At 70.2% G+C, this 16,124-nt stretch carries 8 protein-coding genes; all 8 read left to right on the top strand.

Features of this window, described 5'->3' with window-relative positions:
- Positions 1-196 precede the first annotated feature (196 nt).
- Positions 197-835 carry an OB-fold-containig protein gene (locus H613_RS25370; protein ID WP_051393118.1) on the top strand — a complete coding sequence of 213 codons (639 nt, stop codon included), beginning with the start codon at positions 197-199 and terminating at the stop codon, positions 833-835.
- A 349-nt stretch (positions 836-1,184) separates the two neighbouring features.
- Complete coding sequence (locus H613_RS0108540; RefSeq protein WP_026923466.1) at positions 1,185-3,251, top strand: SPFH domain-containing protein; 2,067 nt, start codon at positions 1,185-1,187, stop codon at positions 3,249-3,251.
- 187 nt (positions 3,252-3,438) lie between these two features.
- The gene (locus H613_RS0108545) at positions 3,439-8,382 is read left to right on the top strand and encodes a DNA repair ATPase (RefSeq protein WP_026923467.1); all 4,944 of its coding nucleotides are present in this window, start codon (positions 3,439-3,441) and stop codon (positions 8,380-8,382) included.
- Between the two features lie 125 nt (positions 8,383-8,507).
- Positions 8,508-9,173 carry a hypothetical protein gene (locus tag H613_RS29090; protein WP_051393119.1) on the top strand — a complete coding sequence of 222 codons (666 nt, stop codon included), beginning with the start codon at positions 8,508-8,510 and terminating at the stop codon, positions 9,171-9,173.
- Positions 9,174-9,434: 261 nt separating this feature from the next.
- Positions 9,435-10,661 (top strand): hypothetical protein, encoded by a 1,227-nt coding sequence (locus tag H613_RS0108555; protein ID WP_026923468.1) that lies wholly within the window; start codon positions 9,435-9,437, stop codon positions 10,659-10,661.
- Positions 10,661-11,899: a hypothetical protein gene (locus H613_RS0108560; protein ID WP_026923469.1), complete on the top strand. Its 1,239-nt coding sequence runs from the start codon at positions 10,661-10,663 to the stop codon at positions 11,897-11,899. The genes H613_RS0108555 and H613_RS0108560 overlap by 1 nt, the downstream gene beginning before the upstream one ends.
- A gap of 288 nt (positions 11,900-12,187) precedes the next feature.
- On the top strand, positions 12,188-14,791 hold the full coding sequence (clpB, locus tag H613_RS0108565) for an ATP-dependent chaperone ClpB (protein ID WP_026923470.1): 2,604 nt from the start codon (positions 12,188-12,190) through the stop codon (positions 14,789-14,791).
- A 301-nt stretch (positions 14,792-15,092) separates the two neighbouring features.
- Positions 15,093-16,124 (top strand): hypothetical protein, encoded by a 1,032-nt coding sequence (locus tag H613_RS0108570; RefSeq protein ID WP_026923471.1) that lies wholly within the window; start codon positions 15,093-15,095, stop codon positions 16,122-16,124.

The following is a 16,124-nucleotide window of genomic DNA, read 5'->3' on the forward strand; positions in this document are numbered from 1 at the left end:
TCTTGGATCGCCGTCGGCCTGCGAGGGCTGTTCACCCGGTCACAGGATAGTCGGCTCAGAGCAGCCTACCGCTGGGTGCCCGCGTGCATTAATCTGAATGCAGACCCGAATCTTGTTGACCGGACCGTGCCGCCCGCCCGTCGTACACCGCTCGCTCAAGCGCCCGCGCGAGTGGAAGACAAGGACCCGAAGACCCATGACCGAGTTCCTGGAAGTAGCCCTATCGTTCCCCCCCATCGTCTTCTCCTTCGGTCTCATCGCGGTCTTCCTGTACTGGATCGTCGTCATCCTGGGCGCACTGGACGTCGACATCGTGGACTTCGGGACCGACGGCGACGCCGAAGTGGAGGCGGGCGGCTCATTCTGGTCGGCGTTCGGGTTCGGCGCGGTGCCCATCACGGTGGTGCTCTCACTGTGGATCACGCTGGGCTGGATAGTGACCGTGCTCGGCACCACGTGGGTGCGCAGCACCGACATGGTCATCCCCGCGGCGGTCACCGGCGCGGCCACGCTCGTCGCCGGGATCGGGGTCGGGATGCTGGGGGCGAAGCTGCTGTCCGCGCCCCTGTCGAGGATCTTCGCCGACGCGCCGGCCACGTCCCACCGCGACCTGATCGGGAAGGCGTGCGTGGTCAGGACGGGCACCGTGACCACCGATTCGGGGCAGGCCGAACTGGCCGAAGAGGACGGCACGGTCCACCTCATCAACGTGCGCCGCTCGGTCCACGAGCCCGAGGGCATCGATGACGAGCTGTTCTCGCGTCACTCGAAACTGGTCATCTTCGACTACGATGAGAGCGCCAAGGTCTTCCTCGTCATCCCGGTCGAGATGTGAGACCGGCGCTCCATCCTTGCCCCTGTCCATACCCGAGTGACTGACTTCTCCCGACTGTGCCTTTCCAAACTATGCCTTTCCGATCCCGCACGCTTTTTCGCGCCATTCCGCCCGCGCCTTTCCATTCGCGTCGAACCGTTCCCTTTCGGCGGCCGGCGCCGCACTGCGCTGCGCAGACGCCGCCGTGCTCGCCCGCTCAAGCCCCCAACGGCAGCGGCCGCGGCCGCCCGCCGACAGGTGCCCGCCGTTCGGCACCGTGAATGCGGTGGACCCCACCGTTTGACAACGCTCAGTAGGGTGTGAAGACGCCCGAAATCCCGTCCCCTGAAGTCTCGAATAAGGAACCGCCATGGACACTGCCAACTCGGCGACGCTGGTCACTCTCGTAGTAGCAGCGGTCATCTTCGTGGGCGTGCTGCTCATGATCATCCGCCTCTACCGGAAGGTCTCCCCCGGTCAGGCCCTGGTCGTCACCAAGCTGCGCACCCGCAAGGTGTCCTTCACCTCGGCACTGGTCCTGCCGATCATCCACAGGGCCGAGTACATGGACATCTCGGTCAAGACGATCGAGGTCAACAGGAGCGGCAAGGACGGCCTGATCTGCCAGGACAACATCCGCGCCGACATCTCGATCACGTTCTTCGTGCGGGTCAACGCCACCGTCCAGGACGTCCTCAACGTCTCCCAGTCGATCACCTCCCAGCGCGCCTCCGACCAGGAGACGCTCCAGGAGCTGTTCAACGCCAAGTTCTCCGAGGCGCTCAAGACCGTCGGCAAGCAGCTCGACTTCACCGACCTCTACACCAACCGCGACGAGTTCCGCGACCGCATCATCAACGTCATCGGCACCGACCTCAACGGCTACTCGCTCGAGGACGCCGCCATCGACTACCTCGAGCAGACCCCGATGGAGGTGCTCGACCCGCAGAACATCCTCGACGCCCAGGGCATCCGCAAGATCACCGAGCTGACCGCCCGCGAGTCGATCACCACGAACGAGCACCGGCGCCACGAGGAGAAGGAGATCAAGCGCCAGGACGTCGAGGCCCGCGAGGCCGTGCTCGAACTCGAGCGCCGCCAGGAGGAGGCCGAGATCCGCCAGCAGCGCGAGATCGAGACCCTCCGCGCCCGCGAGAGCGCCGAGATCCAGAAGGTCCAGTCCGAGGAGCGCCTCAAGTCCGAGACCGCGCGCATCAAGACCGAAGAGGCCACCGGGATCCAGCACGAGAACCGGCTGCGCGAGATCGCCGTCGCCGAGAAGAACCGCGAGCGCGTCATCGCCGTCGAGTCCGAGCGCATCGAGAAGGACCGCATCCTCGAAGTCGTCGCCCGCGAGCGCGAAGAGGAGCTGGCGCGCATCGCCGCGAACAAGGAACTCGAGGCCCAGAAGCGCGACATCGCCGACGTCATCCGCGAGCGGATCGCCGTCGAGAAGACCGTCGCCGAGCAGGAAGAGGGCATCAAGCGCCTGCGCGCCACCGAGGAGGCCGAGCGCGAGCGCCAGAAGGTCATCATCCTCGCCGAGGCCGAGGCCCAGGAGAACCTGGTCAAGGACATCAAGGCCGCCGAGGCCGCCGAAGCCGCGTCCAAGCACCTGGCGCGCCAGCGCCTGACCGAGGCCGAGGCCGCCCAGCAGGCCGCCGAGATGGAGGCCGCCGCCAAGATCCGCATGGCCGAGGGCGACAAGGCCCTGGCCGCCGCGCCGGGCCTGGCCGAGGTCGAGGTCCGCGAGGCCGAGGCCGACGCCATCGAGAAGGGCGGGCTGGCCGAGGCCAAGGCCGCCGAGGCGAAGGGCCTGGCCGAGGCCGAGGCCTACGCCGCGATCGGGAAGGCCGAGGCCGACGCCACCGCCGCGAAGGGCCTGGCCGAGGCCGACGCGCTGCGCGAGCGGCTCCTCGCCGAGTCGGCGGGCCTGACCGAGAAGGCCGCCGCGATGGACGCGCTGTCCGCGGCCTCCCAGGCGCACGAGGAGTACCGCCTGCGGCTCGAGATGGAGAAGGAGCTGCGCGGCTTGGAGATCGAGGCGCGGCGGTCGATCGCCGAGCAGCAGGCCTCCGTCATCGCCGCGGGGCTCTCGAAGGCCGACATCTCGCTGGTCGGCGGCGACACCCAGTTCTTCGACCGGGTGGTCGGCGCGATCGGCTACGGCAAGGCCGTCGACGGGTTCGTGGAGCACTCCGATGTGGCCTCCACGATCGCCGCGACGTGGGCGAACGGGAGCACGTCGTTCTCCGAGGACCTCAAGAGCGTCCTGGCCACGGTCGGCTCCGAGGAAGTCAAGAACCTGACGGTCTCGGCCGCGCTGCTCAAGCTCATCCAGGGCGGCGGCGACCACGACATGCTGAACGGCCTGCTCGCCAAGGCCAAGGAGCTCGGCGTCGCCGAACGCCCGGCCGTAGAGATGACCGCCAAGTAGGACCGAGTCCCGAAGACCGTCACAGTCGAGGTTATAGCCTATAATTGTATACCGTACATCTTATATGTTATATCCTATAGGATGACAGAATGCGGATTATAGGCTATAAGTCATTACTTGTTATAAGTTATAACCTCTGCTGTGGCGGTCTCGACGCCGCTTCCATCGCTTTCTGGGGAACACAGCCATGGCCGAAGAGAACACTGCCGCATCCGATGCCGCCGGGACCGGCGACGCAGCGAGCGCCCCTGACAGCGGCCTCGACGCGGGCACCTACGAAGTCCTGTCGACGCGCCTCGCCGACTTCGCCACCGAGCTGACCGGCCGGGCCGAGTCGCTCAACGCCGCGCGCACCGAGGCGTTCGGATCGACCGAGCTCAAGCTCCTGGGCACCACCCGCATCCGCACCGCGAACAACTGCATCCCGCGCGACATGGTGCAGGTGGGCGGACACCTGCTCTTCGGCTACAACGTCCACATGGGCCTCAAGTCGCACACCGACGTGAGCGACGTCTTCGCCCTCCACAACTTCGTCCACGAAGACGGCAAGTTCTCCTTCACCGAGGTCGAGCAGTCCGGGCACGTCCTCGACGACGCGCGCTTCACCGCCGACTTCACCGAGATGTATCGGTACTACCGCTCGACCGAGCTGCTCCAGGTGCGCCAGGTGGAGACCCGGCTCCTCGCGGTCTTCCGCATCGGCGAGAACCTCGCCGACCAGCGCGTCCTGCGCTGGCAGCTGCACCCCGACGGCACCGCCGAGTACATGGACGCGCGCGGCGAGGCCGACAACGCCTGGCCCGAGCCCTACGACTTCGAATGGGTCGAGACCACCCGGGACCACCACGTCACCGGCCGCCACCCGCACGTGTCCATCGAGGACGAGATCTTCGTCGAATGCATCGGCGGCACCCTCACCGTCAAGGTCGAGGACAACACCGAGACCGGCGAGGGCGTCTTCTCCGAGCCCGTGGCCGAGTCCCTCCAGTCCCTGGCCGACGCCTCGATCGCCTACTCCCGCGTCGGGCCGCTGATCCTGCTGCGGATCCTCCCCTACAAGGAGACCCAGACCCGCTACCTGATCTACAACGGCCGCACCGGCGACGTCCAGCGCGCCGACGCCATCGGCGCGGCCTGCCGCCGCCTGCCCGAGGACCACGGGATCATCTTCCCCGGCGGCTACTACCTCAACGAGGGCAAGCTCAAGACCTTCGACCACGACACCACGGACCTGCGCTTCCTGCGCACGATCCGCTCCCCCAACGGCGAAGACGTCCTCTTCATCTTCTACCACGAAGCCGAGGGCCGCTCGCTGCTCTTGCCGTACAACGTCATCCGCAAGGAAGTCGCGGCGCCGATGAGCGTCCACGGCTACTCGCTCTTCGACGACGGCACCCTGCTCGCCTTCCGCTTCACCGGCGAGGAGACCACCCGCGTCCACCCGATGCAGGTGTGGGCCACCCCGTTCGTCTCCGAGGCCCACGCCGCCGCCCAGGAGACCGGCGACACCCCGATCCACCGCATCGGCAACGCCGAGGCCGTCCGCGCCGTCTCCGACGCGCTCTCCGTGGCGCGCATGGTCCGCGAGATGCAGCCCGGCCAGGCCGTGTTCGAGGCGCTCATCGCCGCGGCCACCCGCTGCCTCGACGACTACCCGTGGCTCCGCGACGAGGGCCTGTTCGCGCTTGACGAGACGCTCCGCAGCGTCCGCGAGACCGCCGAGGCCGTCCTCGACGAGTACGCCACCGTCGCCGAGCTGACCGCCGAGGCCGGCAAGGCCCTGGGGCAGGCCGAGACCGACACGCTCAAGCTCTTGCGCCGCGCCCGCGGCGAGGCCCCCAAGTCCGCCGAGGAATGGGTCGCCCTGCTGACCGACCTGCGCGGCGCCCAGGGCCGCCTGGTCACCCTCCGCGACGTCCGCTACGTCGACACCGGCCGCATCGACCGCATGGAGGCCGACCTGACCGAATGCCTCGACGGCACCGGCAGGCGGGCCGTCGCCTTCCTCGAACGCGAGGACGCCTTCGCGCCCTACTTCGCCGAGATCGGCGAGATGGAGCAGAAGGCCGAGGGCATCGAGACCGTCGCCGAGTCCGCCCCGCTGGTCGAGGACCTCGACGCCCGCCAGCACGGCCTGGAGACCCTCACCGAGGTCGTCTCCGCACTCGAGATCGGCGACGCGACCGTCCGCACCGCCATCCTCGGGCGCGTCTCCGAGGTCCTGGCCGCCGTCAACCGCACCCGCGCGGCCCTGGCCGCCCGCCGCCGCGAGCTGTCCGTCGGCGAGGGCAGAGCCGAGTTCGCCGCCGAGTACGCCCTCCTCGGGCAGGCCGTCACCGCCGCGCTCGCCGCCGCGGACACGCCCGCCGACTGCGACGAGCAGCTCGGGCGCCTCCTGCTCACCGTCGAGAACCTCGAGACGCGCTTCGCCGACTCAGGCGACTTCCTCACGCAGCTGGCCGACAAGCGCACCGACGTCTACGAGGCGTTCTCCTCGCGCAAGCAGAACCTGCTCGACGAGGCCGCCCGCCGCGCCGAGCGGCTCGCCGCCTCGGCCGACCGCATCCTGGAGGCCGTCGCCCGCCGCAGCGCCTCGCTGTCCTCGCTGGACGAGGTCAACACCTACTTCGCGACCGACCCGATGATCGAGCGGCTGCGCCGCGTCATCACCGAACTGCGCGACCTCGACGACACCGTCCGCGCCGAGGAGATCGAGGGCCGCATCCAGGCCACCCGCCAGGAGGCGGGCCGCGCCCTCCAGGACCAGCTCGACCTGTTCGACGGCGACGCGATCCGCTTCGGCGAGCACCGCATCCCGGTCAACACCCAGCCGCTCGACCTCACACTGGTGCCATCGGGAGACGCGCTCGCGTTCTCGCTCACCGGCACCGACTACCGCCACGTCGTCGACGACCCGGCCTTCGCCGACACGAAGCCGTACTGGACCCAGTTCCTGGCCTCGGAGAATCCTGAGGTCTACCGCGCCGAGCACCTGGCCGCCTCGCTGCTGGCCGAGCACGGCGCCGCCGAACTCAGTGCCGAGGAGGACCTGCCGCGCTTCGTCGCCGCCGCAGCGGCCGAACGCTACGACGAGGGGTACGAGCGCGGCGTCCACGACGCCGACGCCGCCGCGATCCTCGCCGAAGTGCTGCGCCTCCACGCCGAGGCCGGGACGCTGCGCTACACGTCCGCGTGCCGTGCGGCCGCGCGCCTGTACTGGGTCCACGGCGTCCCCAAGGAGGACCGGGAGCGCCTCGCGGCGCAGGCCCGGTCGCTGGCGCGCGTCCGCGAGACGTTCGGCCGGCCCGACGCGATGGCCGGGCTCGTCGCCGAGCTCGAGAGCGAGATCGCGCCGTTCCTCGACGGCTCCAGGCTCTCGCTCCACTTCAGCTTCAAGCTCCGGCCGCAGACCGAGCTCGCCGCCGAGTACCTCGCCGAGGAGCTCGCGGGCACCGGTGCGTTCGCCGCGTCCGGGCGCGCCCGCGACCTCCTCGCCGCGTTCGAGCGCCAGATCGGCCCGGCGGCGAAGGCCGCGTTCACGGCGGACTTGAACGCCCTCGACGGCGACCTGTACTCGCAGTGGGGCCTGGCCTGGAACTGGCTCGACGCGTTCCTGCGCGGCAGCGACGGCGAGCGGTTCGACGAGGCCGAGCTGCCCGAGGCGCTCGCGATGCTGCTGGCCGAGGCCGACTCCTACGACGTCACCGCCGAACTCGTCAGCGCCGTCACCGGCCTGCTCGGCACCCACGCGCGCATCGAGGGCCGCACGCTGCCGCTGCGGCTCGACGAGTTCCTCGCCCGCACCTCGCGCTTCCGCACCGTGACCGCCCCCGGCTACCGCGCCTACCAGGGCCGCCGCGGCGAGCTCATCGAGGCCTACAAGAGGGAGCTGCGCGTCGAGGAGTTCAAGCCGAAGGTCATGGCCGGGTTCGTGCGCAACCAGCTCATCGACGAGGTGTACCTGCCGCTCATCGGCTCCAACCTCGCCAAGCAGATCGGTGCGGGTACCGGCGACGCGCGCCGCACCGACCAGTCGGGCATGCTCATGCTCATCTCCCCGCCCGGCTACGGCAAGACCACGCTCATGGAGTACGTGGCCGACCGGCTCGGGATGCTCCTGGTCAAGGTCAACGGCCCCTCGCTCGGCTACGAGACCGTCTCGGTCGATCCGGCCGACGCGCCGAACGCCACGGCCCGCCAAGAGGTCGAGAAGATCAACTTCGCCCTCGAATGCGGCAACAACGTTCTGCTCTACCTCGACGACATCCAGCACACCAACCCCGAGCTGCTCCAGAAGTTCATCTCGCTGTGCGACGCCCAGCGCCGCATGGAGGGCGTCTGGAACGGCCGCACCCGCACCTACGACCTGCGCGGGAAGCGCTTCGCCGTCTGCATGGCCGGCAACCCGTACACCGAGGCCGGGCAGCGGTTCCGCATCCCCGACATGCTCGCCAACCGCGCCGACGTGTGGAACCTCGGCGACGTCCTGTCGGGGCGCGACGAGGTCTTCGCCCGGTCCTACATCGAGAACGCCCTGACCTCGAACGCCGTGCTCGCCCCGGTGGCCGGGCGCGAGCGGGACGACGTCCGGCTGCTCATCCGCCTGGCCGCCGGGGACCCGACGGCGAAGCCCGACAGCCTGCGCCACCCCTACTCGGCGGGGGAGCTCGACCAGATCCTCTCGGTGATGCGCAAGCTCGTCCGCGTCCAACGGACCGTATTGCGGAACAATCTCGCGTACATCGCCTCTGCCGCCATGGACGACTCTGCCCGAACCGAGCCGCCGTTCCTGCTCCAGGGCTCCTACCGGAACATGAACCGACTCACCGAGCGAGTGGTACCGGTCATGAACGACGAGGAGCTCGAATCGCTCATCGACGACCACTACGCGGGGGAGGCGCAGACGCTCGCCTCCGGGGCCGAGGCGAACCTGCTCAAACTGGCCGAACTGCGCGGCCGACTGACCGACGAGCAGCAGGCCCGTTGGGAGGCCGTCAAAGCCGCGTTCCGCCGCGAGCAGACCCTCGGCGGCGGCGACGACGATCCTATGTCGAGAGCGGTCGGGGCGATCACCTTGCTGTCCGACCGGGTCGGCGGCATCGAAACGGCATTGCAGCAAAGGTCCCGGTAGCAGCGGCGATTCGCCCGTCTACGCTCAGCGAAGTCGGACCGGGCGACCGGTACGCTTCAAAGAAGCGCGACACTAAGACCCGCTGTGCCCCTGTAGCCGCAATCCATCGATTAAGGGAGGTCCCCGTGCCGACGAAGACGGGAGCGAAGATCCGGATCATCGTCCTGGGCACAGGCCCGGACGCCGAAGAGGCCCGCGAGATCGCCGCGGCCGACGCAGATGTCGCGATCGCCGCGAAATTCACGAAGACGGTGACGCACTTGCTCGTCGACGACACGGTGAAGTCGTCCGAGGCTCGCGTGAAGAAGGCCGAGGAGACCGGCGTGCCCGTCATCAAGCTCGCCGATCTGAAGGAACTGCTCGTCGACGGCGCCACCGTCGACGCCGACGCTGCCGACGCCGACATTGCCGGCACCGCCGAACCGGAGGAGGCCCCGGCCGCCGAGGCGGCTGCCGAAGCCGAGCCCGAGCTCGCCGCCGCACCCGAGCCGGAACCGGAGCCCGAGCCCGCGGCGGAAGCCGAGCCGGAGCCCGAACCGGCACCGGAGCCGATCGCCGAAGCCGAGCCCGAGGCCGCCGGGGAACCGGCTGCCGAGCCCGAGTCCGAGAAGGTCGTCCCGGCCCAGGCCGAGGCGCCCAAGGCGGAGCGCGAGCCCGAGATCGACCACATCGAGGAGCCGACCGCCGAGAAGACCGACGCCGATGGGGAGGAGCCCCCGAAGCCCTCCTCGAAGCCGGGCTTCATGGCCAAGCTCAAGTCCATCTTCGGCAGGACCGGCGCCGACCGCTGACCCCGAACCGAACGGGCCCCGGACGCGCACGCGTCCGGGGCCCGCGCCGTTCAAACGCCCGTTGCGCGGCTTGTGTCCGGTCACTACCATGTCGGGCAGCCGGTTTCCCGGACGTAGCCGCGTGCAGCGCTCGTCGGCGCCCCCCGAACCGGTGCAGGCCCGCTCCCCCGAGAGGGCCGCGATCTACTCGACGGCAGGTGCGCCGATCGCGCGGCACTGCGGCCGAGACTCGCCCGTCAACGACGACCACGCGGAGAGCAGATGACCGACGACAGCTCGAACATCGCTGACCATCCCCCCGAAACGAAATCCAATTGGCAGAAGGCCGGCGAAGCGACCCCCGGCGCCAAGCAGTTCCTTCACATGGCGGAGACCATCGACAAGGCGAGGACGGAAGACGAGGTCTCGGCCGGAGCCGCCGCGGTGTCCGTCGCCGCCGACATCGCCAACCTCGGCCTTGAGGCGGTCGGCGGCTGGACGAACCCGCTGGGGCTCCTGGTGGGCATGGGCCTGGACATGGTGCTCACTTTCGTCGAACCCATCAACAAGATCCTCACCTGGCTCTCGGGCGACCCCGACGCGATGATGGCCCTCCAGGACCGCTGGGGGCAGTTCCAGGAGGTGCTCGTGAACCTCCGCGAGGATGTGGACGACGCCTGGTCGCAGAGCCTGGCCACCTCGCAGTCGCCCACCGCCGACGCCGCCCGGGACAAGGTCGGCGGCATGGGCGCGGCCATCCAGGGCTGCGCCTTCGAGATCGCCCAGATCCGTGAGCACCTCAACCACGCCCACATGCTGTCGAAGACGATCTACGAGGTCATCAAGTCCCTGCTCTCGGCGCTGATCGAGCAGCTGATCATCCACGGGCTCATCGCGCTCGCGCTGGCGTACCCGTCGGCGGGCGCTTCCATCGCCAAGTTCCTGATGTTCACGGCACGCAAGACCGCGATGGACATGGCCGTGGCGACACTGCGCGTGGCGCTGGCGCAGGGGCTGGCCCGCCGCCTCGCGCTCATCGGCGCCGACGTCCTCCGGTCGACGGTCATGCAGTCGAGCAGGAACGCGCTGATGTGGGCCGGCGGACCGGTATCGGGGGCCGTCTCCGGCATAGCTTCGAGCGGCGATCCGGGCAATGGCGTGGCCACCGGCTCGTCGGACCAGGCCGGCGGCATGTCCGGCTACATCGACGTGGACCCCGCCGAGTTCGACGTGTGCGCGAGCGAGCTCTCGCGCCTCAAGGGCAACGCGGACCGACTGCGCGAGGCGGTCGAGGGCGACACCGACACCGACTATTGGACCTGGGGCCTGGCGTGCCAGGGGTTCGTCGACGGCTACAACGAGCAGCGGACGGAGATCGCCGGGGACGTCGCGCTCATCTCCCCGGCTCTGGAGGGCAACTCGCAGCGGTTCACCGACGTGGCGTCGAACTACCGCCTGGCCGACGAGGAGTCGGCCGCGGAGCTGGACAAGTCCGGGGGCGAGCTCTGATGTTCGGCCTCGACCGCAAGGCCGTCCCGCGCGATCTGCGCCTGTCGTACCGGAACAACCGGGACCATTACGTGGACCTGCGCGGCAGGCCGACCCGGTCGAGGCCGCTCTTCCACCGCGATTCGGCGCTCGAGGTGATCCCGTCGCGGTTCGCGGCCTCCTCGGGCGCTCCGCTCATCGCCGAACCCGGGGGGGGCCTGCTCGAACTCGTGCTCGACTCGGCCGCGACGATGCCGGTGGCCGCGGTGGACGGGGAGCCGGTCGCGGTCGGTGACGGCCGCGTCCTGGTGGCCCTTCCGGCGGGGCGCCACGTGGTCGAGGTGCAGTGCGGCGACACGTGCAGTCCGGTCGTGGCCGAGATCGAGGAGGGCCGGACGGCCTCCCTGTTCTGGCGGGAGGAGGCCGACCGGTACACCCGGCACTTCGGTCCGCGCGAGACGTCCACCGCGATACCGAAGTCCCTTGTGTACCTTTACGAGTGGGCGGCCGTCGTCGTCGTGCTGTGCGGGCTGCCCGTCGCGGTGGTGAACGCCTTCAGCATCGACGAAGCCGGGAGCGTCGCGGCCGTCGTCTCGGTCGTGGCGATCGCCGCGATCCTGCTGGTGTTCCTCCCGTGGAGAAAGCGCGAGCGCGCCCGGGTGGCCGAGCTGAAGCTCGAAGGCGAGCGGCCGGGTCTCTCGGAGATCGTCCACTACCCGTGGGACGGGCCCGCCGCGCCCGATCGCCCGGAGCTCCTCGGCGAGCGCCCCGAACGCCTCCCCGAGTTCGCGCCCGGCCGCGGCGCGCTGCTGCTGCGGCTGCGGGCGCACCGCCACCTGTGGAAGGACGGCGACGGCGTCCGCGTGCGCGACAGCGAACTGGCGAGCCTCATGGTGGAGGCGCCGCGGGTGCGGATCGACGGACTTGAGCAGCCCGCGACCTGGGGCAACTGGTGGTATCCGCTGCCGCCGGGGCCGCACGAGATCGAGGTCTCCTACGACGCCGTCCCGCGCGGGGCGAACCCGTCGGACGCCGGGGCGATGCCCGATCGGATCAGCGAGCGCCTCGCGATCGAGGTGGGCGCCGGTGAGGCGACGGCCCTGCGCGCCGAGGGGCACGTCTTCGTCCACCGCGAAGCGGGCGACGGGGGCCGGATCCTGGCCGACGAGGGGTCGCTCTTCATGGATCCCGAAGCGTTCCATGTGGACTGGATGGACGATCCGGCCAAGCGGATCGGTTACTGGGACACCACGGTCTGAGAACGGCTCGCATCGGGCTCGGTGGCGCCCGCCGAGGTGGAGCCGCCACTTCGAGGACGGTGCTCGCCGCGTCTGAAACCCAGCGCGCCTCCGGCCCGAACCCGCGCGGCTCGGGGACGGTCGACGCGCCGCGTGCGAAGACGCGGGGCAAAGCCCCGGGTCCGTGCAGCTCGGGGCTTTAGGCTGTGAGCTGAGTCAACCAGCTGGCCGCTAAAAGTTGAGTCGTATAGACTCAACTTCGGGCGCGCCCCATCGACCAGCCGAACTCGCGCCAAGGAAGGCAGACACGTGGACGTCAACCGCTTGACCACCAAGAGCCGCGAAGTCATCTCCCAGGCCGCCCGCACCGCCGCCGCGGGCGGGAATCCGGCCGTCGACCCCTGGCATCTGCTCGACGCGCTGCTCACCGTCGACGGTTCCACCGCGCCGGGCCTGCTCCAGCTCGTCGGCGTCACGCCCGGCACCGTCTCGGCCGAGACCGAGCGCCGCCTCGACGAGATGCCCTCGGCCTCGGGGCCGTCGGTCTCCGAGCCGTCCATGGCCCGTGAGTCGCTGCGCGCCATCAACGCCGCCGACAAGATCGCCACCGACTACGGCGACGAGTACGTCTCCACCGAGCACCTCCTCACCGGCCTCGTCCAGTCCGGCGGCGAGCTCGGCGCCTACCTCGCCGAGCAGGGCGCCACCGAGAAGAAGCTGCTGAGCGCCTTCCCCACCCTGCGCGGCGGCGACCGCAAGATCTCCAGCGCCGACCCCGAGCAGGGCTACAAGGCCCTCGAGAAGTACGGCGTGGACCTCACCGAGACCGCCCGCTCGGGCAAGGTCGACCCGGTCATCGGCCGCGACACCGAGATCCGCCGCGTCATCCAGGTCCTGTCGCGGCGCACCAAGAACAACCCGGTCCTCATCGGCGAGCCCGGCGTCGGCAAGACCGCCATCGTCGAGGGCCTCGCGCAGCGCATCGTCGCCGGGGACGTCCCCGAGTCCCTGCGGGACCGGCGCGTCATCCTGCTCGACCTCGCCAGCATGATCGCCGGAGCCCAGTACCGCGGCCAGTTCGAGGAGCGGTTCAAGTCGGTGCTGGAGGAGATCAAGTCCTCTGACGGCGAGATCATCCCGTTCATGGACGAGCTGCACACCATGGTCGGCGCGGGCAAGTCCGAGGGCTCGATGGACGCCGGGAACATGCTCAAGCCCGCCCTGGCCCGCGGCGAGCTCCACATGATCGGCGCCACCACGCTGAACGAGTACCGCGAGCACATCGAGAAGGACGCCGCCCTGGAGCGCCGCTTCCAGCAGGTCTACGTGGGCGAGCCGTCCGTCGAGGACACCGTCGCCATCCTGCGCGGCCTCAAGGAGCGCTACGAGGTCCACCACGGCGTGCGCATCACCGACTCCGCGCTGGTGGCCGCCTCGCAGCTCTCGGCCAGGTACATCACCGACCGCCAGCTCCCGGACAAGGCCATCGACCTGGTCGACGAGGCCGCCAGCCGCCTGCGCATCGAGATCGACTCGCGCCCCGAGGAGATCGACGAGGTCGAGCGGGCCGTGCGCCGCCTGGAGATCGAGGAGACCGCGCTCCAGAACGAGACCGACGACCCGGCCTCGGCCGAGCGGCTCGGGGCCCTCCAGCGCGAGCTCGCCGACGCACGCGAGCGCCTCGCGGCCCTCAGCCGCCAGTGGGCCTCGGAGAAGGACCGCATCTCCAAGGTCTCCGAGCTCAAGGAGCAGCTCGACGACCTGCGCACGCAGGCCGAGCGCGCCGAACGCGAATACGACTTGGAGAAGGCCGCGCAGCTGCGCTACGGCAAGATCCCCGAGCTCGAGCAGCGCCTGGCGGAGGCCGAGACCGAGCTCGAGCGCTCGGGCGAGTCGGCCGCCGAGGCCCCGATGCTCAAGGAGGAGATCGACGCCGACGAGATCGCCGACGTCGTCTCGTCCTGGACCGGCATTCCCGCCGGGCGCCTCCAGGAGTCCGAGACGCAGAAGCTGCTGGGCGCCGAGCGGATCCTGGGCGAGCGCGTCGTGGGCCAGCGGGAGGCGGTGACCGTGGTCGCCGACGCGCTGCGGCGCGCCCGCGCCGGGCTGTCCGACCCGAACCGGCCCACCGGCTCGTTCATCTTCGCCGGGCCCACCGGCGTCGGCAAGACCGAGCTGGCGAAGGCCCTCGCCGAGTTCATGTTCGACGACGACCGGGCGATGATCCGCATCGACATGGGCGAGTACACCGAGCAGCACTCGGTGGCGCGCCTCATCGGCGCCCCGCCCGGCTACGTCGGCTACGAGGAGGGCGGGCAGCTCACCGAGCCGGTGCGCCGCCGCCCGTATTCGGTGGTGCTGCTCGACGAGGTCGAGAAGGCGCACCCGCGCGTGTTCGACACGCTCCTGCAGGTCCTCGACGACGGGCGGTTGACCGACGGGCAGGGCCGCACGGTCGACTTCCGCAACACCATCTTGATCATGACCTCGAACCTCGGCTCGCAGTCGCTGACCGATCCGATGCTCGAGGGCGAGGCGAAGCGCGAATCGGTGCTCGGCGCGATCCGGGGGCACTTCAAGCCCGAGTTCCTCAACCGGCTCGACGACATCGTCATCTTCCACGCCCTGGAGCACGACGACCTCACCTCGATCGTGGACGTGCAGCTGCGGCAGTTGCAGCGGCGCATGGACACGCGGCGGCTCAAGCTCGCCGTGGACGACGCGGCGAAGTCGTGGCTGGCCGATCGCGGCTTCGATCCGGTCTACGGGGCCAGGCCGCTGCGCCGATTGATCCAGAGCGCCATCGGCGACCCGCTCTCGCGGGAGCTGTTGGAGGGCAAGATCATCGACGGCGACACGGTGAAGGTCGGCACCACCGACGCGGGCGACAAGCTGACGGTCGACCGGGGCTGAGGCGAGCGTCCGGGGCCGGCGCGGCCGTGCCGGGCCCGGACGCGCACGAGGCGAACCGCGCAACTGCAGACATTGCGAGTGGCGCTCGGATTGTCGAGTGACCGTCGAGACTATAGCGAACATCCGATGCCGATGCCCGGGAACGGGCGAAATCGGGGCGCGAACCCCTCAATTCCGTGAAAGTGTTCGATTCGCCTGATCCGCGCCGCATCATTGGCCAATATGGAGTTACTTCCGAGTCGGGTTCCCGACTCGTCCACTGAACCGGAGTACCGCCATGGCCGCTATCGAGGGTTCGCCGTTGACGCGACGGACCGTGCTGACCGGAGCGGCGGCCCTGCTTGCCGCCGGGATCACCGCCGCACCCGGGCGGGCGGGCGCGAGCGGCGCGGCGCCGTCGATCCGCTCCGCCGCCGCCCGCGGGGGCGAACTCCTGGCGCTCACCGCCGACGGGGAGGCCGCCGAGCCGTACGCGATCCGGCGCTTCACCGTCGAGGACGACGGGTGCGTCAGCCTCGGCGAGCGTCTCCCGGTCGATCTGCCCGCGGGCTTCCACCCGCACTCGATGGCCGCGCGCGGCGAGGCGCTGTGGGTCACCGGCGCGGTCGACGAACTGGTCAAGACCGTCACCGTCGACAACCGCAGCGATCCACTCTCCGAGTTCGGCGCCTCGACCGACCCGGGCGAGGCCGACCCGGCGCTCCCCGACGGCGTCGTCGACATCGACGTCTACCGCGCCCGCCCGGCCCTGCTGCGCCTCCAAGGCGACCGGTCCGCGTTCGCCGAACTCTCGGTCCCGGCGCAGATCCGGTCCGGCGCCGCGACGGCCGTGGCGCTGCCGGGACGGCGCGGCCTCGCCGTCGCCATCGAAGGCTGCCCGGACGCCGACCTCGCCATGATCACGCGAAGCCACCTCGCCTTCAGCGCCGACGACGGCCGCACCTGGCGCCACGTCCCGCTCGCGGAGGGACTCGGCGAGGGCTACGGCACCGTGCTCGCCGCCACCGGCGACCGGCTCGTCGCCGTCACCGCCGACGGCACCGGCACCCAGACCATGCGCAGCGGCAGCATCCTCCGCAGCGGTCTCGAACTCGTCGCCACCGAGGACGGCGCCGGACGCCCCATGGCGGCGGTCCCCACCGCCGACGGCGAGGTCAGCGTCTTCAGCGACCGCGACGGGAAGGTGAGCGAATCCCGCTTCGGGCACAGTGGCCGCGTGAACGAGTCACCTGGCACCGAGTGCGGCTGCGCGGGCGAGGTCGTCGCGATCCGCGGCCGCACCGGCGCCTGGCTCGAACTCGACGCCGACACCGTGCGCGCCCGAGGGCTCTGA

The organism is Glycomyces arizonensis DSM 44726 (genome assembly GCF_000482705.1).
Classification (GTDB): Bacteria; Actinomycetota; Actinomycetes; order Mycobacteriales; family Micromonosporaceae; genus Glycomyces; species Glycomyces arizonensis.

Excerpts from the sequence above, each read along its gene's own strand:
- H613_RS25370 (WP_051393118.1), top strand. The coding sequence starts at position 197 with ATGACCGAGTTCCTGGAAGTAGCCCTATCGTTCCCCCCCATCGTCTTC.
- H613_RS0108540 (WP_026923466.1), top strand. The coding sequence starts at position 1,185 with ATGGACACTGCCAACTCGGCGACGCTGGTCACTCTCGTAGTAGCAGCG.
- H613_RS0108545 (WP_026923467.1), top strand. The coding sequence starts at position 3,439 with ATGGCCGAAGAGAACACTGCCGCATCCGATGCCGCCGGGACCGGCGAC.
- H613_RS0108555 (WP_026923468.1), top strand. The coding sequence starts at position 9,435 with ATGACCGACGACAGCTCGAACATCGCTGACCATCCCCCCGAAACGAAA.
- H613_RS0108560 (WP_026923469.1), top strand. The coding sequence starts at position 10,661 with ATGTTCGGCCTCGACCGCAAGGCCGTCCCGCGCGATCTGCGCCTGTCG.